General features: G+C 67.8%; 19 protein-coding genes and 2 riboswitches. Of the genes, 14 read left to right on the plus strand and 5 right to left on the minus strand.

Going from position 1 to position 19,560, the window contains the following annotated elements:
• Positions 1 to 154: 154 nt before the first annotated feature.
• Positions 155 to 778: a cob(I)yrinic acid a,c-diamide adenosyltransferase gene (gene cobO / locus ACP16H_RS08055; protein ID WP_425071764.1), complete on the minus strand. Its 624-nt coding sequence runs from the start codon at positions 776 to 778 to the stop codon at positions 155 to 157.
• 36 nt (positions 779 to 814) lie between these two features.
• Positions 815 to 1,020, plus strand: a riboswitch (cobalamin riboswitch).
• 96 nt (positions 1,021 to 1,116) lie between these two features.
• On the opposite strand from cobO, the gene ACP16H_RS08060 reads away from it, so the two are divergent.
• From ACP16H_RS08060 to cobJ, 7 genes are read left to right on the plus strand one after another with little or no spacing between them, the layout of a single operon-like run.
• Positions 1,117 to 1,506, plus strand: a complete 390-nt coding sequence (locus ACP16H_RS08060; RefSeq protein WP_425071765.1) for a DUF1636 family protein — start codon at positions 1,117 to 1,119, stop codon at positions 1,504 to 1,506.
• Complete coding sequence (cobW, locus tag ACP16H_RS08065; RefSeq protein WP_425071766.1) at positions 1,503 to 2,558, plus strand: cobalamin biosynthesis protein CobW; 1,056 nt, start codon at positions 1,503 to 1,505, stop codon at positions 2,556 to 2,558. Before ACP16H_RS08060 ends, cobW begins: the two co-directional genes overlap by 4 nt.
• 42 nt (positions 2,559 to 2,600) lie before the next feature.
• Positions 2,601 to 5,939 (plus strand): cobaltochelatase subunit CobN, encoded by a 3,339-nt coding sequence (gene cobN / locus ACP16H_RS08070; protein ID WP_425071767.1) that lies wholly within the window; start codon positions 2,601 to 2,603, stop codon positions 5,937 to 5,939.
• A complete protein-coding gene (locus tag ACP16H_RS08075) occupies positions 5,936 to 7,051 on the plus strand; it encodes a cobalamin biosynthesis protein CobG (protein WP_425071768.1) in 1,116 nt (371 codons plus the stop codon). Before cobN ends, ACP16H_RS08075 begins: the two co-directional genes overlap by 4 nt.
• The gene (locus tag ACP16H_RS08080) at positions 7,048 to 7,677 is read left to right on the plus strand and encodes a precorrin-8X methylmutase (RefSeq protein ID WP_425071769.1); all 630 of its coding nucleotides are present in this window, start codon (positions 7,048 to 7,050) and stop codon (positions 7,675 to 7,677) included. Before ACP16H_RS08075 ends, ACP16H_RS08080 begins: the two co-directional genes overlap by 4 nt.
• Positions 7,674 to 8,426 carry a precorrin-2 C(20)-methyltransferase gene (cobI, locus tag ACP16H_RS08085; RefSeq protein WP_425071770.1) on the plus strand — a complete coding sequence of 251 codons (753 nt, stop codon included), beginning with the start codon at positions 7,674 to 7,676 and terminating at the stop codon, positions 8,424 to 8,426. Before ACP16H_RS08080 ends, cobI begins: the two co-directional genes overlap by 4 nt.
• The gene (gene cobJ, locus ACP16H_RS08090; RefSeq protein ID WP_425071771.1) at positions 8,423 to 9,178 is read left to right on the plus strand and encodes a precorrin-3B C(17)-methyltransferase; all 756 of its coding nucleotides are present in this window, start codon (positions 8,423 to 8,425) and stop codon (positions 9,176 to 9,178) included. The genes cobI and cobJ overlap by 4 nt, the downstream gene beginning before the upstream one ends.
• A 2-nt stretch (positions 9,179 to 9,180) precedes the next feature.
• Here cobJ and ACP16H_RS08095 read toward each other — a convergent pair whose 3' ends face one another.
• A complete protein-coding gene (locus tag ACP16H_RS08095; RefSeq protein ID WP_425071772.1) occupies positions 9,181 to 9,912 on the minus strand; it encodes a cobalt-precorrin-6A reductase in 732 nt (243 codons plus the stop codon).
• Between ACP16H_RS08095 and cbiE the strand changes: the two genes are divergently transcribed.
• The 7 genes from cbiE (at position 9,911) to cobF (ending at position 16,087) form a co-directional block, all read left to right on the plus strand.
• Positions 9,911 to 11,107 (plus strand): precorrin-6y C5,15-methyltransferase (decarboxylating) subunit CbiE, encoded by a 1,197-nt coding sequence (cbiE, locus tag ACP16H_RS08100; protein WP_425071773.1) that lies wholly within the window; start codon positions 9,911 to 9,913, stop codon positions 11,105 to 11,107. The two genes, ACP16H_RS08095 and cbiE, sit on opposite strands and share 2 nt — an antisense overlap.
• Entirely contained in the window at positions 11,104 to 11,466 is a 363-nt protein-coding gene (locus ACP16H_RS08105) for a cobalamin biosynthesis protein (protein ID WP_425071774.1), read from the plus strand. Before cbiE ends, ACP16H_RS08105 begins: the two co-directional genes overlap by 4 nt.
• Positions 11,463 to 12,269: a precorrin-4 C(11)-methyltransferase gene (cobM, locus tag ACP16H_RS08110; RefSeq protein ID WP_425071775.1), complete on the plus strand. Its 807-nt coding sequence runs from the start codon at positions 11,463 to 11,465 to the stop codon at positions 12,267 to 12,269. The genes ACP16H_RS08105 and cobM overlap by 4 nt, the downstream gene beginning before the upstream one ends.
• Positions 12,266 to 13,573: a cobyrinate a,c-diamide synthase gene (locus ACP16H_RS08115; RefSeq protein ID WP_425071776.1), complete on the plus strand. Its 1,308-nt coding sequence runs from the start codon at positions 12,266 to 12,268 to the stop codon at positions 13,571 to 13,573. The genes cobM and ACP16H_RS08115 overlap by 4 nt, the downstream gene beginning before the upstream one ends.
• Entirely contained in the window at positions 13,570 to 14,289 is a 720-nt protein-coding gene (gene cobA / locus ACP16H_RS08120) for a uroporphyrinogen-III C-methyltransferase (RefSeq protein WP_425071777.1), read from the plus strand. The genes ACP16H_RS08115 and cobA overlap by 4 nt, the downstream gene beginning before the upstream one ends.
• 87 nt (positions 14,290 to 14,376) lie before the next feature.
• Positions 14,377 to 14,561: riboswitch (cobalamin riboswitch) on the plus strand.
• Positions 14,562 to 14,619: 58 nt separating this feature from the next.
• Positions 14,620 to 15,282: an energy-coupling factor ABC transporter permease gene (locus ACP16H_RS08125; RefSeq protein WP_425071778.1), complete on the plus strand. Its 663-nt coding sequence runs from the start codon at positions 14,620 to 14,622 to the stop codon at positions 15,280 to 15,282.
• Positions 15,283 to 15,346: 64 nt separating this feature from the next.
• Entirely contained in the window at positions 15,347 to 16,087 is a 741-nt protein-coding gene (gene cobF / locus ACP16H_RS08130; RefSeq protein WP_425071779.1) for a precorrin-6A synthase (deacetylating), read from the plus strand.
• Between the two features lie 444 nt (positions 16,088 to 16,531).
• On the opposite strand, the gene ACP16H_RS08135 is transcribed toward cobF, so the two are convergent.
• The 3 genes from ACP16H_RS08135 to sucD are packed head-to-tail and all read right to left on the minus strand — an operon-like array spanning position 16,532 to position 19,556.
• Entirely contained in the window at positions 16,532 to 17,767 is a 1,236-nt protein-coding gene (locus tag ACP16H_RS08135; RefSeq protein WP_425071780.1) for a CoA transferase, read from the minus strand.
• Positions 17,764 to 18,663 carry an FAS1-like dehydratase domain-containing protein gene (locus ACP16H_RS08140; protein ID WP_425071781.1) on the minus strand — a complete coding sequence of 300 codons (900 nt, stop codon included), beginning with the start codon at positions 18,661 to 18,663 and terminating at the stop codon, positions 17,764 to 17,766. The genes ACP16H_RS08135 and ACP16H_RS08140 overlap by 4 nt, the downstream gene beginning before the upstream one ends.
• Complete coding sequence (gene sucD, locus ACP16H_RS08145; protein ID WP_425071782.1) at positions 18,660 to 19,556, minus strand: succinate--CoA ligase subunit alpha; 897 nt, start codon at positions 19,554 to 19,556, stop codon at positions 18,660 to 18,662. Before sucD ends, ACP16H_RS08140 begins: the two co-directional genes overlap by 4 nt.
• Between the last annotated feature and the right edge of the window lie 4 nt (positions 19,557 to 19,560).

The following is a 19,560-nucleotide window of genomic DNA, read 5'->3' on the forward strand; positions in this document are numbered from 1 at the left end:
ACTTCGATCAACCGACGGGTTTGGCGACCTATAGGTGTCTTTTTCGTACACAACAAGTCGCTGCTGTCTCTTCCCACTTCATTGCCGCCATTCATCCAATGTGCAGCATTGGTCACCCAGGGCTCGAAGCGGCCATTTGCAATGCCGGCTCCCCTTAGAACTCCACCCCCTTCTGCGCCTTGATGCCATCCCGGAACGGGTGCTTCACCAGCGTCATTTCGGTCACCAGATCGGCGGCTTCGATCAGTTCGGGCTTGGCGTTGCGCCCCGTCAGGCAGACGTGCGTCATCGGGGGTTTCTGCGTCAGCAGGAAGTCCACAACTTCGTCAATGTCGAGGTAGTCGTAGCGCAGGGCGATGTTGATCTCGTCGAGCAGGACGAAGCGGATGGCGGGGTCGAGGATCTGCTGTTTCGCGATTTCCCAGCCGCGTTGCGCGGCGGCGATGTCGCGGGCCTTGTCCTGGGTTTCCCAGGTGAACCCTTCACCCGAGACGAAGAAGCGGCATTCGTCCGAGAATCGGGTGCGGATCATCTCGGCCTCGCCGGTGATCCAGTTGCCCTTGATGAACTGTACCACGGCGCAGGGCATTTCATGCGCGATGCAGCGCAGGATCATGCCGAATCCCGACGACGACTTGCCCTTGCCCGGCCCGGTGTGGACCATGATGAGGCCCTTTTCCTCGGTCTTGGTGGCCATCATGCGGTCGCGGGCGGCCTTGATCTTTTGCATCTTCTCGGTGTGGCGGATGGCCTCGGCCTCGGTCACTTCGTCGGTCATCACGTGTCCTTTCCTTGACAATGGGCCTGCTTCCGGCGCATCTGCCGCAACGCTGGTGCCTGTCGTGTAACAGGTGAAAAGGGAATGTGCAGCCTCGGGCCCCGAGGTCAAGCACAGCCGCCCCCGCGACCGTGACCGGAAAGGGCCCGAACCACTGGCAGGATGCCGGGAAGGTCGGGTGCCGCTGGACCGAAGTGTCCAATTCCGCAAGCCGGGAGACCTGCCAGTGTCCCTGCCCTTGGAAAGGGTGGGGGGAACGAAACCGGGCGGGGTGATCCGGTGACGGGGGTGGTGTGACCGCTCGTCCCGTATGCCCTCGCACCATGAAGGAGTCCGTCATGCCGGAAGCCGCCGAGCTGCTCGTCTGCGTCAAGTGCCGACGCGGGCAGGAGATCCCCGAGGACGACCGCCGCCCCGGGCAGGTGTTGTACGAGGCCCTGATGGACCGCGAGGCCCCCGAGGGGCTGCGCATCACGCCCGTCGAGTGCCTGCAAAACTGCGATCACGGCTGCACCGTGGCGCTGCGCGGCGGGGATCGCTGGACCTATGTGTTCGGCAATCTCCACGAAGTGTCGCATCCCGACATGTTGCTGGACGGCGCGATGCGCTATCAGGCAACGACGGATGGGCTGATCCCGTGGCGCGAACGCCCCGAGCACTTCAAGCGCAACTGCGTGGCGCGCATCCCGCCTTTGACCACCGATCCCGTCGAGGAGACGACCGAATGACCGATCTTGCGAAACTGCCCGTCACCGTCATCACGGGCTTCCTTGGCTCCGGCAAGACGACGCTGGTGCGCCACCTGATGCAGAACCCGGGCGGCAAGCGGCTGGCCGTGGTGGTGAACGAGTTCGGTGACGTGGGCGTCGACGGCGAGATCCTGAAGGGCTGCGCCATCCCGGAATGCCCGGCCGAGAACATCATGGAACTGGCGAACGGTTGCATCTGCTGCACCGTGGCGGATGACTTCATCCCGACGATCGAGGCGCTGATGGCGCTGGACCCGCGCCCCGAGCACATCCTGATCGAGACCTCGGGCCTGGCGCTGCCGAAGCCGCTGCTGAAGGCCTTCGACTGGCCGGATATCCGCTCGAAGATCACCGTGGACGGCGTGATCGCGCTGGCCGATGCCGAGGCGGTGGCGGCTGGGCGCTTTGCCCCCGACGTGGCCAAGGTGGATGCGCAGCGGCTGGCGGACGAGTCGATCGACCACGAAACGCCGCTGTCCGAGGTCTTCGAGGACCAGATTTCCTGCGCCGACATCATCCTTCTGACGAAGCCCGACCTGGCCGGTCCGGAAGGGGTGGCCAAGGCCAAGGCCATCATTGCCGCCGAGGCGCCGCGTCCGCTGCCGGTGGTCGAAGTGGCCGAGGGTGTTGTCGATCCGCGCGTGATCCTCGGGCTGGAGGCCGCTGCCGAGGACGACATGGACGCGCGTCCCTCGCATCACGACGGCCATGACGACCACGAGCATGACGATTTCGAATCCATCGTGGTGGACCTGCCCGAACTGGACAGCCCGGAGCAGCTGGTGGCGGCCATCGAGCGTCTCGCCAACGAGCTGAACATCCTGCGGGTGAAGGGTTACGCCAGCGTGAAGGGCAAGCCCATGCGCCTCTTGGTGCAGGCCGTGGGCGCGCGGGTGCGTCACCAGTACGACCGTCCGTGGAAGGCCGATGAGTCGCGCGCCAGCCGTGTGGTGGTCATCGCCGAGCATGACGACGTGAAGCCTGCCGAGATCCGCGCCATCCTTGGTGCGGACGCGGTTCCGGCAGAATAAGAACGGGTCGGGGAACATCCCCGACCTACGGGACCTCGACCGATGCACGTCATTTTCCGCGAAAGCCACGGGTTGGAAGAGACCGAGACCCCGCAGGACCTGATGCAGGCGCCTGCGGACCTGGTCGTGCTGTCGTTTTCGGACAGTGACCTTGGTGCCTTTGCCGAAGGCTGGCGGCGCGGCGGCGGGCGCGAGGGGCGGATGCCGACGCTGCGCCTGGCGAACCTCGCGCAGCTGAAGCACCCGCTGTCGGTGGACACCTATGTCGAGCAGACGCTGGAGGGCGCGAAGGGCATCCTGATCCGGCTGATCGGCGGGGTGCCCTACTGGTCCTACGGCTTGCAGCAGGTGCGTGCGCTGGCGCTGCAGAAGGGCATCGCGCTGGCGGTTCTGCCGGCGGACGGGCGGGCGGATGCACGGCTGGACGAGGTCTCGACCCTGCCGGTATCGACTCTGCGCCGCTTGCAGCATCTGTGTGACACGGGCGGGACCGTGGCGGCACAGGCGGCGCTGGCGCAGATGGCCATGGCCTCGGGGCTCTATGCCGGGCCGGTGATCGGGGCGAAGGGGCTGCCGCCGCTGGGCTGCTGGACGCCGGAGCATGGCGTGAGTTGCCCGGTGCTGACGCGGCCCTTGGATGGGGCGCGGCGGATCGCGCTGGTGTTTTACCGGTCCTATCTTGTCGCGGCTGACCTCGCGCCGATGCAGGCGATCTTTGACAGCTTTACCGCGCGCGGGTTCGCGGTGACGGCCTTCTTTGTCCCGTCGCTGAAGGCGCCGGAGGCGGCGGGTTGGCTGCGGCGGCAGTTGCTGGGGCTGCACCCCGATGCGATCCTGAACGCCACGGCGTTTTCCGGGAAGGGCGCGGACGGGACCTCTCCGCTCGATGCCTGCGGCGCGCCGGTGTTCCAATGCGTGCTGGCGACCTCGACGCGGGAGGCCTGGGCAGAGGCAGAGCGCGGCTTGTCCCCTGCGGACCTGGCGATGCACGTTGTGCTACCGGAGGTGGACGGCACCATCCTGGGCGAGGTGGTGTCCTTCAAGGAGATCGGCGCGCGCGACCCGGATTTGCAATTCGCCCGTGCGGTGCATCAGCCGCACGAGGAGCGCATCGCGGCATTGGTGGAGCGTGTGTCGGCACGTCTGGCGCTGGCGGCGCGACCGGCAAAGGCGCGGCGCCCGGCGCTGATCCTGTCGACCTATCCGGGCAAGGACTGGAACATCGGCCACGCGGTGGGGCTGGATGCACCCGCCTCGGCGCGGGCGATTCTGGAGGATCTGGCAGAGGCGGGGCACGCGGTGTCTGACGCGCCTGAGGACCTCGCGGAGGCGTTGCTGGAGCGGCGTCTGTCGTGGTCGCTGGCGGACTACCGGGCGGCGCTGGCCGGGGTGCCGGAGGCGTTGCGCCACGCGCTGTCCGCGACGTGGGGCGCGCCGGAGGACGATACGCTGGTGCTGGACGGGGCCTTCCGCTTTGCCGCAATTGACTGTGGTGCCGCGACCTTGGCCTTGCAGCCGGAACGCGGGGCAGTGTCCTCGCGCGATGACGATTACCACGATGTGTCCCGCATACCCTGCCATGGCTACGTGGCCTTCTACCTCTGGCTGCAACAGCGCGCCGATGCGCTGATCCACATCGGCGCCCATGGCACGCTGGAATGGCTTCCGGGCAAATCGGTGGCCCTGTCGGGTGCGTGCTGGCCGCGCGTGCTGACCGGGACGCTGCCGGTCATCTATCCCTTCATCGTCAATGATCCCGGCGAGGCGGCGCAGGCCAAGCGGCGGCTGGGCGCGCTGACCATCGGTCATGTGCCCCCGCCGCTGGTGCAAAGCGGCACGCCGGATCGTCTGGCGCGGTTGGAGGCGCTGCTGGACGAGTTCTCCAACGCCGACGGGCTTGACCCGCGCCGTCGCGACCGCCTGCAGGCGGATATCCGCGACGAGGCGCAGGCGCTGGGCGTCGAGGATGACCTTGGGCTGGACCGGGCGACCTCGACCGCCGAGGCGATCACGCGGATCGACCGTTTCGTCTGCGACGTGAAGGAGAGCCAGTTCGGCGAAGGGCTGCACGTCTGGGGGCGCGGGGGCCAAGAGCTTTCGACGAAAGCTCTTGGCGGCGAAGACCTTTCGTCGAAAGGTCTTGGCGCGCAGGATTTGAATGTCTCGGCAGAGGATGAGCGGCGCGCGATCCTCAATGCGCTGGACGGACGGCGGATCGCGCCGGGGCCGTCGGGGTCGCCCTATCGCGGGCGGCGGGACGTGCTGCCCACCGGGCGCAACCTGTTCACCACCGATCCCAGGTCGGTGCCGACCCGTGCCGCCTATGCGCAGGGGGTGAAGCTGGCCGAGGAACTGGTGCGGCGGCATTTGCAGGACGAGGGCGACTGGCCGCGTGCGCTGATCGTCGACCTCTGGGGCTCGCAGACCATGCGCACGGCGGGCGAGGAATTCGCCATGGCGCTGCATCTGTTGGGCGTGCGGCCCACTTGGGACAAGGGCTCCGAGCGGGTATCGGGCATCGAGGTGCTGCCGATCGCGGAGCTCGACCGCCCGCGCGTCGACGTGACCCTGCGGGTGTCGGGGCTGTTCCGCGATGTCTTCCCTGTGCTGTCCACGCTGTTCGCGCAAGCCGTGCGGGCCTTGGCGCAGCGCGACGAGGCGGCGGATTGGAACCCCTTTGCCGGGCGGTCCGATCTGGCGCGCGTCTACGGCCCGCAGCCGGGGCTGTTCGGTCTCGGCATGGGCGCTTCGGTCGAGGATTATACGGACGAGGGGCGTCGCGCGGCGGGGGAGGCCTGGCTGCGGGCCTCGGCCTATGCCCTGGATGGCGACGACGTGCGGCGGGACGACGAGGGGCTGAAGGCCCGCGTGGCGGGGGCCGACAGCTTTGTCCACCTGCATGACCTGCCCGAGACGGACCTGCTGCTGGCGGCGGATTTCGCGGCGCATGAGGGCGGCTTTGCGGCGGCGCAGGCCGTGGCGGGCGGCGCGGCGGCGCTCTATCACCTCGACAATTCCGACCCCTCGCAGCCGCGCGCGCGGACCCTGCCCGAAGAGATCGCCCGCGTGGTGCGCGCCCGCGCCACGAACCCGGTCTGGATCAACGGCATGAAACCGCACGGTTTCCGGGGCGCGGCAGAGATCGCTGCGACGTTGGAACATATGGCCGCCTTCGCCCATCTGGCGCGGGCGGTCCCGGCGCATCTGTTCGACGCCTACCACGAGGCGACTTTGGGCGACCCTGAGGTGGTCGATTTCCTTGCGGATGCCAATCCCGGCGCCTTGGAGGCCATGCGGCACCGCTTTGCCGAGCTGCATCGGGCGGGGCTTTGGATCAGTCGCCGGAACTCAATCCTGGCGGATATGGAAGGTGGCGCATGAGCGAACCGATTGTCAGGGGATGGTGTCCGGGGGCGCTCAGGCCCATGGCCTCGGGGGACGGGCTGGTGGTGCGGGTGCGACCCCGCTTCGCGCGGCTGACGGCGGCGCAGGTGTTGGGGCTCTGCGCCTTGGCGGACCGCTACGGCGACGGCGGGCTGGAGCTGACGAACCGCGCGAACCTGCAGATCTACGGCGTGGCCGAGGCGGATCATGCGGCGCTGATCGAGGGCTTGGCGGGCCTTGGTCTGCTGGACGCGGACGCGGCGGTCGAGGGGCGGCGCAACGTGCTGATCTCGCCCTTCTGGCAGGAGGACGATCTGACGGTGCGGCTGGTGGCGGCGCTGTACGACGCGCTGCTGGACCTGCCAAAGCTGCCGCCGAAGGTGGGTTTTGCCGTCGACACCGGGGAGGCGCCAATGCTGGCGCGGGATCCGGCAGATTTCCGGTTCGAACGCTCTGACGCCGGGCTGATCCTGCGTGCTGACGGCGCGGCGAAGGGCCGCGTGGTGAGCGAGGCGCAGGCGATCCCGGCGCTGATCGAACTGGCGCAGCTGTTCAACGACACCCGCACACCCGAGCAGCGCCGCGTGCGCGACTGGGTCGCGGAACTGCCCGACGACTGGCAGCGGGCCACGCCCTTGCCATCCAGCCCCCGCATCCAGCCGGGTGAACAAGGCGCCTTTGCCGCGCCCTTTGGCCGGATCGAGGTCGCTGACCTCGTGTCGCTTCTGACGCATTCCGACGCTCAGGCCATCCGGGTGACGCCTTGGCGGATGCTGCTGGTGGAGGGCAACTGCCCTGACGCGCATCCCGGCTTGGTCACCGATCCCGCCGACCCGCTGCTGACCACATCCGCCTGCCGCGGCGCGCCTGCCTGCCCCCAGGGCACGGTCGAGACGCGCCAACTGGCCCGAGCCTTGGCCCCACACGTCCCCGACCTGCACGTCTCGGGCTGCGCCAAGGGCTGCGCCCGCGTCACGTCCGCCGCTGTCACCATCGTGGGCCGCGACGGCCTCTATGACGTGGTGCAGCAGGGTTGCGCGTGGGACGCCCCTTCGCTATCCGGCCTCACCGCCGCCGACCTTTCCGCCCATTTCAAAGGCCGCACATGACCTACCAGTACGAGACCGACGGGGCTGCGATCTACAAGCAGTCCTTTGCCACCATCCGCTCCGAGGCCGACCTGGCGCGGTTCGACGCCGAGGAAGAGGGGATCGTCGTGCGCATGATCCACGCCGCCGGGATGGTGGGGCTGGAGCAGCACGTGAAGTTCTCGGAAAGCTTTGCCGTGGCGGCACGGCAGGCGCTGCGCGACGGTGCGCCGATCTTGTGTGACGCGCGCATGGTGTCCGAGGGGATAACGGTCAAACGCCTGCCCGCGAACAATGCAATCATCTGCACGCTGCATGACCCGCAGGTCCCGGCGCTGGCGGCAGAGATGTCGAACACGCGCAGCGCGGCGGCGCTGGAGCTGTGGCGGCCGCATCTGGCGGGCGCGCTGGTGGCCATCGGCAATGCGCCCACGGCGCTGTTCCACCTGCTCAACATGCTCGAGGACCCAGACTGCCCGCGCCCGGCGGCGATCATCGGTTGCCCCGTGGGTTTCGTCGGGGCGATGGAATCGAAGGACGCGCTATGGCAGGACCAGCCGGTCCCCTGCTGCATCGTCGAGGGCCGTCTGGGCGGCAGTGCGATCACCGTCGCCGCCGTCAATGCCATCGCGAGCTACGCGGAATGAGCGCGCATGCCTCGCAAAGCCCGAAGATGGGCACGCTGCACGGCGTGGGCCTTGGCCCCGGTGACCCCGACCTGATGAGCGTGCGCGCCCGTCGCCTGCTGGAAGGCGCGCGGCACGTCGCCTATTTCCGCAAGGAAGGGCGCAAGGGCCATGCCCTGACGATTTCCGAGGCCTTCCTGCCCAAGGACGCGATCCATTTCCCGATGGAATATCCCGTCACGACGGAAATCCCGCTGGGCGATCCGCGCTACAACGAGGTGCTGTCCGAGTTCTACGCGCAAGTCACCATGCACCTGCGCAACCTGTTGATTTCCGGAGAGGATGTCGTGGTCCCCTGCGAGGGTGACCCGTTCTTCTACGGGTCCTTCATGCACATCTACGAGCGGCTGAAAGACCTGGTTCCGGTGCAGGTCACCCCCGCCGTGACCGGCATGTCGGCGGCCTGGACGGCCACGGGCAGCCCGATCACATGGGGTGACGACGTGCTGACCGTCCTCATGGCGACCCTGCCGGAGGAAGTGCTGGCTGCCCGGATGAAGGAGGCCGACGCGCTGGTCGTGATGAAGATCGGGCGCAACATGGCCAAGGTGCGCACGGCCCTGCGCGCGGCGGGTCTGTATGACCGGGCGTGGCTGGTGGAATATGCCAGTCAGGAGGGGCAGACGGTGCAGCGGCTGCGTGACGCGGGCGAACGGGTGACGCCCTATTTCTCGATCGTGATCGTGCATGGACAGGGGCGCAGGCCATGAACGGGCCGGGCGGCTGGGTCCGGATCGTCGGCCTCGGGCCGGGCGCTGACGGGCTGGTGACGCCGGACGCGCAGGCCGTGCTGGACACCTGCACCGACGTGGTGGGCTACATCCCCTACGTCGGCCGGGTGCCGGAGCGTCCCGGTCTGGTCAAACATGCCAGCGACAACCGCGTGGAAATCGACCGCTCCCTGCACGCACTCAGCATGGCCGCCGAGGGCAAGCGTGTAGCCGTGGTGTCCTCGGGCGATCCGGGCGTCTTTGCCATGGCCAGCGCCGTGTTCGAGGCGCTGGAGGCCGGGCCGGAGGAATGGAAAACGCTGGATATCCAGGTCATCCCCGGCATCACGGCCTCGCTTGCGGCGGCGGCGCGGGCGGGGGCACCGCTTGGGCATGACTTCTGCACCATCAACCTGTCTGACAACCTGAAACCCTGGGCGCTGATCGAAAAGCGGCTGCGGCTGGCGGCAGAGGGTGACTTTGCCATGGCCTTCTACAACCCCCGGTCCAAGTCGCGCCCCGAAGGCTTCGAGCGCACACTCGACATCCTGCGCGACTGCTGCGAGCCGGAACGGCTGATTATCTTCGCCCGCGCGGTGACCACGCCGGAAGAGGCGCTAACCGTCGTCGCGCTGAAGGACGCCACGCCGGAGATGGCCGACATGCGCACCATGGTGATCGTCGGATCCTCGCTGACGCGGGTGATCCCCGGCACGGGCATCGTCTACACGCCGCGCTTCGTCGAGGGGTGAGGCTAATGCACCAGCCAGTCGATCACGGATTGCACGTCATGCGCCTCGGCCCGATCGGGCAGGGCGGGGCGGTCGATCATGATGACCGGCAGGCGCAGCTGGCGGGCGGCGGTGATCTTGGCCTGCGCGCCGGTGCCACCGGCGTTTTTCGAGACAACGAGGTCGATGCGGTGTTCCTGCATCAGGGCGCTGTCGTTTTCCGTGGTGAAGGGCCCACGGTCGATGATGGCGTGCGCGTCGGGGAAGGGCAGGTCGCCCTGCACCGGATCGACGAGGCGCAAGAGGTAGAAATGCTGCGGGTTCGGCGCGAACTCGGCCAGGTGCATCCGGCCCACGGCCAGCATGACGCGTGCGGCGGGACAGTCCAGCGCCCCGACGGCGCCCGCGATATCCGGCACGCGGGTCCAGTCATCGCCCTCCTGCGGCTGCCACGGCGCGCGGGTGAGGGCGATCAGCGGCGTTCCCGTCAGCGCACAGGCCTCCACCGCGTTGCGGCTCATCTGCGCGGCGAAGGGGTGGGTGGCGTCGATCAAATGGGTCACCTTGTTCTCGCGGATATAGGCCGCCAGCCCCTCGACCCCGCCAAAGCCACCGACCCGTTGCGGCAGCGGCTGGCGCACAGGGCGTTCGACGCGGCCGGCAAAGGAGATCGTGCCGGTCAGGCCCTGTTCGGCCATGGCGCGGCAGAGGGCGGTGGCTTCGGTGGTGCCACCGAGGACGAGGGGGTTCGGCATGTCTGATCCCTGGTTGACGATCATCGGCGTGGGCGAGGACGGGCCGGAGGGGCTGACGCCCGCGGCCCTGACGGCGTTGCAGCAGGCGGAGGTGGTCATGGGACCGCCCCGGCACCTTGACCTGCTGGATGCGGTTCTGACGGGCGGCACGGCGGAAATCAAGGCTTGGCCGGTGCCCTTCTCGGATGGGGTTGAGGCGCTCTTGGCGCTGAAGGGGCGGCGCGTGCTGGCGCTGGCCTCGGGCGATCCCTTCTGGTTCGGCGCGGGCGCGGTGCTGGCGGATCGGCTGGAGGCGGGCGAATGGCGCGCGCTGCCGGGCGTGTCGAGCGTGGCGCTGACCTGCGCGCGGCTGGGCTGGCGGGTAGAGGGCGTGCGGGCGCTGGCCTTGCACGCGGCTCCCCTGACGCGGCTGAGGCCCGTGCTGGCGCGGGGGCGGCGCATCGTCGTCACCCTGCGCGACGGGGCGGCGGTTGGCGAACTGGGCGCTTACCTGTGTTCGGTGGGCTTCGGGGCCTCGCGGCTGCATGTGCTGGAGGCGCTGGGCGGGCCGCGGGAACGGGTGCGGACCTGTTTGGCGGAGGACGTGCCGCAGGACGTGGGACACCCGGTCGTCGTCGCCATCGAGCCGGAGGGCGCGGCACTGACGCTGGCCTCTGGCCGCTCCGACGCGATATTCGAGACCGACGGCGTGATGACAAAGCGGCCCGTGCGGGCGCTGACGCTCTCGGCACTGGCCCCTCGGCTGGGCGAGCATCTGTGGGACATCGGTGGCGGGTCGGGGTCCATCGCGATCGAGTGGCTGATGTGCGACCCCTCGCTGACCGCCACCACCATCGAGGTCCAACCCGAGCGGGCCGACCGCATCGCGCGCAACGCCGCCGCCCTCGGGCAGGATCGGCTGGCGGTGGTGACGGGCAAGGCCCCCGCCGTGCTCGACGGCCTGCGCAGGCCCGATGTGGTCTTTGTCGGTGGCGGTCTGTCGGTGGACTTGCTGGACTGGTTGCAGCAGAACACCCCCGGCGTGCGGCTGGTGGCCAACGCGGTGACGCTGGAATCCGAGGTGGTTCTGGCGCAGGCGCAAGACCGCTTTGGCGGCGACCTGCTGCGGATCGAACTGGCGCAGGCCGCGCCCTTGGGGCCGCGCCGGGGCTGGAAATCCGCCTATCCGGTGGTGCAATGGAGCGTGACGCTATGATCGTGGCAGGATTCGGATATCGCAGCGGGGCCAGCGTCGACAGCCTGCGGGACGCTTACAGGCGCGCGCGTCTGGGGCAGGACGCGGACGTGCTGGCGACGGTGGACGACAAACTGCCGCTGGTCGAGGACCTCGGCGCGGACATGCGCCGCCCCGCCGTGGGGGTGGCCGCGCGGTTCATGCAGGAACAGGAGACGGAGACCGTGTCCGAGGTGGTGCTTCAGGCGCGCGGCGTGGGATCGGTGGCCGAGGCAGCGGCTTTGGCGGCAGCGGGACCGGGGGCGCGGCTCTTGTCGCTGCGCGTTGTGTCCGAAGACGGCAAGGCCACCTGCGCCTTTGCCTTTGGAGAAGACGAATGACGGTACATTTTATCGGCGCCGGACCGGGCGCGCCGGACCTTCTGACCCTGCGCGGCCGCGACCTGATCGCGTCCTGTCCGGTCTGCCTGTATGCCGGGTCACTGGTGCCCGAGGCGATCCTTGGCCATTGCCCCGAGGGCGCGAAGATCGTCAACACCGCGCCGATGGATCTGGACGCCATCATGAAGGAAATCGCCGACGCGCATCTGGCGGGGCAGGACGTGGCGCGGCTGCACTCCGGCGATCTGTCGGTCTGGTCGGCCATGGGCGAACAGCTGCGCCGCCTGCGCGAGATGGGGATTTCGTATACTGTAACACCCGGCGTGCCGTCCTTTGCCGCTGCCGCTGCGGCGCTGGGGGCGGAACTGACCCTGCCGGGGTTGGCGCAATCGGTGGTGCTGACGCGGACCTCTGGCCGGGCCTCGGCCATGCCCGAGGGCGAGACTTTGGCGAATTTCGCCCGCACCGGCGCGACCCTGTGCATCCACCTCTCGATCCAGAACATCGAGACGGTGGTGGCGGAACTTTCGCCCTTCTACGGGGCGGACTGCCCGGTGGCGGTGGTCTTCCGCGCGTCGTGGCCCGATCAGCGCATCCTGCGCGGCGTGCTGTCGGACATCGCTGGGAAGTTGGACGAGGGAATCACGCGCACGGCGCTGATATTGGTTGGGCCTGCGCTGGCGCAGGAGGGATTCGACGAAAGCTGTCTCTATGCGGTGGATTACGACCGCCGGTATCGCCCGCAAAGCGCGGACAGCCCGTGGTCGGGCTGGCGGCCCGAGGATGAGGGGCCGAAAGGATGAAGGGGGTCATGATCTCGGCCCCATCCTCGGGGACGGGCAAGACGACGGTGATGCTGGGGCTGCTGCGGGCGCTGGCGGACCGGGGCATCAAGGTGCAGCCCTTCAAGAGCGGGCCGGACTACATTGACCCGGCGTTCCACCGCGCCGCCTGCGGGCGGGCGTCCTTCAACCTCGACACATGGGCGATGGACGGCAGCTTGCTGGATGCGCTGGCGGGTGAGGCGGGAGATGCCGATTTCTGCATCGGCGAGGGGTCCATGGGCCTCTATGACGGCGTGGCGACCAAGGGCCAGACCGGGTTCGGGTCCTCGGCCGAGACGGCGCTGCGCATGGGATGGCCGGTGGTTCTGGTGGTCGACGTGGGCGGGCAGGCGCAATCGGCGGCGGCCACCGCGATGGGGTTCCGCGATTACATGCCGGAACTGCCCTTCGCGGGCGTGATCCTGAACCGCTGCGCCTCCCCGCGCCACGAACGGCTGACCCGGCTGGGGATGGAGCGTGCGGGCATCAAGGTGCTGGGCGTGCTGCCCCGGCGCGGCGATCTCGCGCTGCCGGAGCGGCACTTGGGGCTTGTGCAGGCGGTCGAGCACCCGGATCTGGACGCAGCCATCGCAGGCTACGCGGATTTCCTGCGCGATCACGTGGACCTGGACGCCATACTTGAGGCAGGTCGGGGACATCCCCGACCGACGCAAAACGCGCATCTCCCCAAGTCCCCCGCCCAGCGGATCGCATTGGCCCAAGACGCCGCGTTTTCATTCACTTACCCACATATCCTCAAAGGTTGGCAGGAGGCCGGGGCGGAAATCATGCCGTTCTCGCCCCTCGCGGACGAGGCCCCGGCCATGAACGCCGATCTGGTCTGGCTGCCGGGCGGCTACCCGGAACTGCACGCCGGACGGCTGGCGGCGGCGGAGCGTTTCCGCGCCGCTTTGCGGAAACATGCCGAAACCAAGCCCGTGCATGGCGAGTGCGGCGGCTACATGGCGCTGGGCGAGGCGCTGACCGACAAGGACGGCGCTACGCATCGCATGGCGGGTTTGCTGGGCCTCGTAACCTCTTATGAAAAGAGGAAATTCCACCTCGGCTACCGCCGCGCCCTGCTGTCGGCGTCGATGCCGGGTTTCGCCGCCGGAACCGCGCTCAGGGGGCACGAATTCCACTACTCGACCATCCTCGAGCAACCCGACGCGCCGCTGGCCGCCGTCGCAGATGCCGACGGCAACGCGGTGCCGGAAACCGGATCGGTGCGCGGGCTTGTCTCGGGCACCTTCTTTCACCTCATCACATCGGAGGCGTCATGACCGGCTTCGTATCCTTCGTGGGCTCCGGCCCCGGCGACCCGGAACTTCTGACGCTGAAGGCGGTGGACCGCCTGAAGCGCGCCGATGCGGTGCTCTTCGACGACCTGTCGTCGGGTCCGATCCTCGAACACGCGCGGCAGGGCGCGGACCTCGTCGGCGTGGGCAAGCGGGCCGGGCGACCCTCGCCGAAACAGGACCACGTCAGCCGCCTGCTGGTGGATTACGCCCTGACCGGGCAGCGCGTGGTGCGGCTGAAATCCGGCGACAGCGGCATCTTTGGCCGTCTGGAAGAAGAGCTAACGGCGCTCAAGGCCGCGGGCATCCCCTATGAAATCATCCCCGGCGTGCCCTCGGCCATCGCGGCGGCGGCGGCGGCGGGCATTCCGCTGACGCGCCGGATGACCGCGCGCCGCGTGCAGTTCGTCACCGGCCATGACGCGGGCGGCAAGCTGCCCGAGGACCTGAACCTCGACGCGCTGGCGGATGCGACAGCCTCGACCGTGGTCTTCATGGGGAAGGGGACCTTTCCCCTGCTGCTGGAGGCGCTGACCGCCCGTGGCCTGCCGGACGATACCCCCGCGATCCTCGCCGAAGAGGTCAGCGGCCCCGGCCAGCAGATCACCCGCAGCACCGTGCGCGCGCTGGCCGACCAGCTGGCGCAGGAAAAGGGCACGAAGGCTGCGCTGATCCTCTACGGGCCACTCGCCGAGGCATAGGGAAAAATGCGACCAATGTCCGGGCAAAGAGGTCTTGGCTTTACCTGAAAGTGTCGCAAACGCACTTGTTTCGCGGCCCCGCCTCGGGTTAACTGAAAGTGATACGGTGCCGCATCCGCGCGGCTGAAAAGGGAATCGGGTGAGACACCCGGACTGCCCCCGCAACTGTGAGCGAGGAGCGCCAAGGAAATCCACTGGTCCACGACGGACCGGGAAGGCCGACAGCGCAATGATCCGCAAGTCAGGAGACCTGCCGTGTCAGAACATAATCCAGCCGCATAACGCGGCACCCCGGTCGCCGGTGGGGCGGCCAGATGGAAAGGGACAGACATGCATATCGAACCCGGCCTCGTGCACGGTGCCAAGATGGGCTTTGCAGCCGTCACCGCGGCAGGCTCCGCCACCTACATGCTGCGCGCCGCGCTCAAGGACATCGTGGGCTCCAACCCGCTGTCCTTCATCGCACGCTCTGCGATGGCGACCGTGGGCACCTTCGTCTGCTTCGAAGTGCTGCCGCACTACGTCGCCGGCGTGTCCGAAGTGCACTTCATCATGGGCACCGCGCTGTTCCTGCTGATGGGCATGGCGCCTGCGGCTGTCGGCCTCGCGCTGGGTCTGCTGATCCAGGGCCTGTTCTTTGCGCCTTGGGACATGCCGATGTACGCGGTGAACGTCACCACCTTGCTGGTGCCGCTGTTTGCCATGGGTGCCGTGGCCAAGCGCATGACCGCGGGCCGCGCCTACGTCGATCTGGCCTACTCGGACGTGCTGAAGCTCTCTGCCCTGTACCAGGGCGGCGTGGTCGCATGGGTCGCCTTCTGGGTGTTCTTCGCCCAAGGCTTTGGCGCTGTGGACAGCGTCCTGACCTTCGGCGCATCCTACATGGTTGTCCTGCTGGTCGAGCCGATCTTCGACCTCGGCGCGCTGGCCGCTGCCAAGGCGCTGAAGGGCCGCACCAACGGCCTCGTCACCGATCGCGTCTACAACGCCTGATCGAAACACGATCCGACATTCAGGGCCCGGTGCATCTGCGCCGGGCCTTTTCCATGGAGGCACCATGATCGAGACAGTCACCCTCGTGGGCATCGGCACAGGCAATCCCGGCCACCTGACGCTGGACGGGGCCGAGGCGCTGACATCGGCGGACACCATCCTCGTGCCGCGCAAGGGCACCGGAAAGGATGATCTGGCCGAGATCCGGCTGGCCCTGCTGGATCGGCTGGGGGTGACGGCCCGCGTGGCGTTCTTTGACTACCCGGTGCGGGACGAGAGCCTGCCTTATCTCGAGCGCGTGGAGCGCTGGCACGACGAGATCGCGGCGCGCTGGGCCGAGGCTGCGGGCGAGGCGAAATCCGTGGCGCTGCTGGTCTGGGGCGATCCGTCGTTTTACGACAGCACCATGCGGATCGCGCTGCGGCTGACGACACGCGACCGCCTGCGGGTGCTGCCGGGGATCACGGCCGTACAGGCGCTGACCGCCGCCCATGCCATTCCGGTCAACGCCGTGAACGGGCGCATCTTGACCACCACGGGCCGCCGCCTGCGCGACGGCGGCTGGCCCGAGGGCGCCGAGACGGTGGTGACCGTGCTGGACGGCGAGTGCTCCTTCAAGGCGCTGACGGGGGAGGGGCTGTACATCTGGTGGGGCGCCTTCCTGGGCATGCCGGAACAGATCCTCGACCATGGCCCGCTGGACGAGGCGGCCGAGCGCATCATCGCCACCCGCGCCGCCGCGCGGGAGGCGCATGGCTGGGTTATGGACACCTACCTGATGAAGAAGATCGACGCCGGAGAGTGAGGGCGTTCCCTGACTTTTCGTTTGGCGCCGTTTCGGTGGGTTGATGTCGAGGCCTGTGCGGCACAGGTCGTGGCTGCGCGTCATTCAGCCTGTGTCGTGCTGCGCATGGCGCCCATCTTTAGTTTGTCGTGCTTTGCACGACGGCGGGGGCTCTGCCCCCGCGCCCCCGAGGGTATTTGGATCAAGATGAAGGGCAGGGGCGGTGCGGAAAATTGAGGCGTTAACCACGATTTTCCGCTGTTTATCGGAGACGCAGGCAAAAGGTTAAAAACCGGCCGGATCGAGGGGCCGTTCCGGCCGGTTCATCCCTTACAGACGGTGCAGGTCCGTAAAGGAAACCTTATGGCAGGGAGTGTTGCGCAAATCCTGCCACAGGATCTTGGGTGCGGACGCCGCGTTTGCCACGGCGCGCGCTGCGTTAACTCTGGAGGAGTTAACGTGTTTTCATGACGCGAGGCGAAAGTCGCCGCGCACCTGCATGGCGACGCCGTCGTCCATCAGGCTGTTGATCTCGGTCTCGGGCAGGCGGGCCACATCGGCGAGGACTTCCTCTGTGTGCTGGCCCAGAACCGGCGCCGGGCGCGGGTCGTCGCGGCCATATCCGGCAAAGGAGAACGGTGAGCCCGGCGTCAGGTAGCGCCCGATCCCCGGCTGGTCGATTTCCTTGAACATCGGGTTCTCTGCGCTGAGGTCCGCGTCCTCGGCCAAGGCCTCGGCAAAGCTGCGGAAGACCGACCACGTCACGCCAGAGCGATCAAAAGTGTCAGTGAAATCAGACAGGTTGCGCGCGGCGAACCACGGCGCGAGGACCTTGGTGATCTCGGCGCGAGCCTCCCAGCGATTGCCTTCCTGCGACAGGTCCAGATTGAGGCGACCGGCGAGGTAGTTCATGTCGGTCTCGGTCCCGGTCACGCGCATGAGGTTCTTCCACTGGCGTTCGGTCAGGGCGATGACCATGACACGGCGGCCATCGGCGGTCTCGAAGTCCTGACCGTAGGCGCCATACAGCGCATTGCCGTGCTTTTCGCGCGACTGGCCGTTCACCGTGCATTCGCCGATGATGCCGAGGTTGCCCAGCATGGCCGCCGCTGCGTCCTTTAGCGTCAGATCGACGAACTGCCCGGACTTGGTGCGCAGGCGGTGGCGTTCGGCGGCCAGGACCCCGGAAACAACCATGCTTCCCGCGATACAGTCCCAGGCGGGCAGCACGTGGCAGACCGGATCGGTGGAGCCTTTCGGCCCCGTCGCCATGGGGAAGCCCAAGGAGGGGTTCACGGTGTAATCCACCGCCGGGCGCCCGTTTCGGTCGCCGCGCAGCTGAACCATGCAAAGGTCGCGGCGGCGGTCCGACAGGGTCTCGTAATCGGTCCAGCCCTTCACTGCGAGGTTGGTGATGAAGAGGCCCGCATCGGGTCCGGGCGCGCAGATGATTTCCTGCGCGATCTCGCGGCCGCGCGGGGATTTCACGTCCAGCGCCACGGAGCGCTTGCCCTTGTTCATCCCGGCCCAGAACAGCGACTCTCCGCTCGCCGTTACCGGCCAGCGTTTCGCGTCCATCCCGCCGGTCGGCAGGTCAAAGCGGATCACGTCCGCGCCCATCTGCGCCAGCGTCATCCCCGCCAGCGGCACTGCCACGAAGGCCGAAGATTCAACGACGCGCATGCCTGTCAGGATACTCATTTCATCCACTCCCCCGAAGGGCGCGAGCCCGTCTTCCATTCCATGCGGGCTTTCAGCCCGAGGTAATCCTCGAAGGTCGCTGTCCCGATTTCGATCGCGCCGCCCGCCGGGTCGAGCGCGCCGACCAGCCGAATGTCGCTGTCGTGGAACATCGGGTGCACGACGCGATACGTGAATCGCGAGGGCGACTTGCCGGTGTGCCGCTCGGCGGCCTCGATCGCCATGGTCGCCTGCATCGGCCCATGCACCACCAGCGCCGGGTACTTCTCCACCTCCCTAGCATAGGGCAGGTCGTAGTGGATGCGGTGCGCGTTGTAGGTCGCCGCCGAATATCGGAACAGGCGGACCTCGTTCATCGGCACGCGCTCGTCATAGGCCAGACGCTCCGGCACCGGGGTCTGTTTTGGCGGCCGGAAGGATCTCGGCATGTCGAGGTAGACGATGTTCTGCTCTTCCTCGACAACGCCGCCCTGATCGCCGGTCGTCACGTGATCGACGGTGACAAAGGCCATCTTTCCGGTGGTGCCTTCCTTCATGGTCACGGCGCGGATGGTCGAGACCTTGGTCAGCTTTTCGCCCACGTGGAACACGCCCTTGAAGCGCACGTCGCCGCCCGCCCACATGCGGCGGCGGAAGGGCAGCGGGGGAAGAAATCCCCCAAGCGCCGGATGTCCGTCCTCGCCCAGGTCGCTCATGGGAACGAACTCGTTGAAGGCCACCCAATGCCAGAGCGAGGGCAGGACCATCCCCGGCGCAATGGCATGCACCGGAGACAGATCATGCGACACGGCGGCGTTCAGCATCCCCGCGAGGTTGGGCGTAACGCCCCCCTCACGGGTCTCGGACCGGCCGATCCAGTCGGTGTAATCCGGGTTCATGAGGGAGGACGCGCTCATGCTTCGACCTTCATCCCCAGCATCCGGGCGACGGTCTCGCCCATGGCCGAGGGGTTCGGCGCCACGGTGATGCCCACAGCGGACAGCATGTCCACCTTCTCCTGCGCGCTCTCGCCAAAGGCGGAGATGATTGCACCGGCGTGGCCCATCTTGCGGCCCTTGGGGGCAGCGAGACCGGCGATATAGGCGGCGACGGGCTTCTTCATGTGATCGCGGACATAGGCTGCGGCCTCTGCCTCCTGCGGGCCACCGATTTCACCGATCATCATGACGGCATCGGTCTCGGGATCATTCTCGAACAGTTCGAGGATGTCGCGGAAGGACGAGCCGTTGATCGGGTCGCCGCCGATGCCGATGGAGGAGGAGATGCCGATGCCCAGTGCCTTCATCTGGCTGGCCGCCTCGTAGCCCAGCGTGCCCGAGCGGCCGATGATGCCCACGCGGCCCGGCATGTAGATATGCGGCGGCATGATCCCCATGAAACCCTTGCCGGGAGAGATGATGCCCGCGCAGTTCGGGCCAATCAGGCGCATCTTGCGCTCGCGCGGGAAGCGGCGGAGGAAGCGCTTCACGCGCATCATGTCCTGCGCCGGGATGCCGTCGGTCACGCAGACCGCGGTCTCGATCCCGGCCTCGGCGGCCTCCATCATGGCGTCGGCGGCGAAGGCCGGGGGGACGAACAGGAGAGACGCGGTCGCCCCCGTCTCTTCGACCGCCTCGCGTACGGTGTTGAAGATGGGGCGGTTCAGGACGGTTGACCCGCCCTTGCCGGGAGTCACACCCGCCACGACCTTCGTGCCGTATTCGATCATTTCCTGGGCGTGGAATTGTCCGATGCGCCCGGACAGACCCTGGACGACGACTTTGGTTTCATCTGTGATGAGAATTGCCATTTCT

This window comes from Sagittula sp. S175 (assembly GCF_049800975.1).
Taxonomy (GTDB): domain Bacteria; phylum Pseudomonadota; class Alphaproteobacteria; order Rhodobacterales; family Rhodobacteraceae; genus Sagittula.

What these genes read in the sequence shown, in the direction of transcription:
- cobN (WP_425071767.1), top strand. Translation starts at nt 2,601, where the DNA reads ATGCACGTCATTTTCCGCGAAAGCCACGGGTTGGAAGAGACCGAGACC.
- cobI (WP_425071770.1), top strand. Translation starts at nt 7,674, where the DNA reads ATGAGCGCGCATGCCTCGCAAAGCCCGAAGATGGGCACGCTGCACGGC.
- cbiE (WP_425071773.1), top strand. Translation starts at nt 9,911, where the DNA reads ATGTCTGATCCCTGGTTGACGATCATCGGCGTGGGCGAGGACGGGCCG.
- ACP16H_RS08105 (WP_425071774.1), top strand. Translation starts at nt 11,104, where the DNA reads ATGATCGTGGCAGGATTCGGATATCGCAGCGGGGCCAGCGTCGACAGC.
- cobW (WP_425071766.1), top strand. Translation starts at nt 1,503, where the DNA reads ATGACCGATCTTGCGAAACTGCCCGTCACCGTCATCACGGGCTTCCTT.
- sucD (WP_425071782.1), bottom strand. Translation starts at nt 19,556, where the DNA reads ATGGCAATTCTCATCACAGATGAAACCAAAGTCGTCGTCCAGGGTCTG.
- cobF (WP_425071779.1), top strand. Translation starts at nt 15,347, where the DNA reads ATGATCGAGACAGTCACCCTCGTGGGCATCGGCACAGGCAATCCCGGC.
- ACP16H_RS08125 (WP_425071778.1), top strand. Translation starts at nt 14,620, where the DNA reads ATGCATATCGAACCCGGCCTCGTGCACGGTGCCAAGATGGGCTTTGCA.
- cobM (WP_425071775.1), top strand. Translation starts at nt 11,463, where the DNA reads ATGACGGTACATTTTATCGGCGCCGGACCGGGCGCGCCGGACCTTCTG.
- ACP16H_RS08060 (WP_425071765.1), top strand. Translation starts at nt 1,117, where the DNA reads ATGCCGGAAGCCGCCGAGCTGCTCGTCTGCGTCAAGTGCCGACGCGGG.
- cobA (WP_425071777.1), top strand. Translation starts at nt 13,570, where the DNA reads ATGACCGGCTTCGTATCCTTCGTGGGCTCCGGCCCCGGCGACCCGGAA.
- cobJ (WP_425071771.1), top strand. Translation starts at nt 8,423, where the DNA reads ATGAACGGGCCGGGCGGCTGGGTCCGGATCGTCGGCCTCGGGCCGGGC.
- ACP16H_RS08075 (WP_425071768.1), top strand. Translation starts at nt 5,936, where the DNA reads ATGAGCGAACCGATTGTCAGGGGATGGTGTCCGGGGGCGCTCAGGCCC.
- ACP16H_RS08115 (WP_425071776.1), top strand. Translation starts at nt 12,266, where the DNA reads ATGAAGGGGGTCATGATCTCGGCCCCATCCTCGGGGACGGGCAAGACG.
- cobO (WP_425071764.1), bottom strand. Translation starts at nt 778, where the DNA reads ATGACCGACGAAGTGACCGAGGCCGAGGCCATCCGCCACACCGAGAAG.
- ACP16H_RS08095 (WP_425071772.1), bottom strand. Translation starts at nt 9,912, where the DNA reads ATGCCGAACCCCCTCGTCCTCGGTGGCACCACCGAAGCCACCGCCCTC.
- ACP16H_RS08135 (WP_425071780.1), bottom strand. Translation starts at nt 17,767, where the DNA reads ATGAGTATCCTGACAGGCATGCGCGTCGTTGAATCTTCGGCCTTCGTG.
- ACP16H_RS08140 (WP_425071781.1), bottom strand. Translation starts at nt 18,663, where the DNA reads ATGAGCGCGTCCTCCCTCATGAACCCGGATTACACCGACTGGATCGGC.
- ACP16H_RS08080 (WP_425071769.1), top strand. Translation starts at nt 7,048, where the DNA reads ATGACCTACCAGTACGAGACCGACGGGGCTGCGATCTACAAGCAGTCC.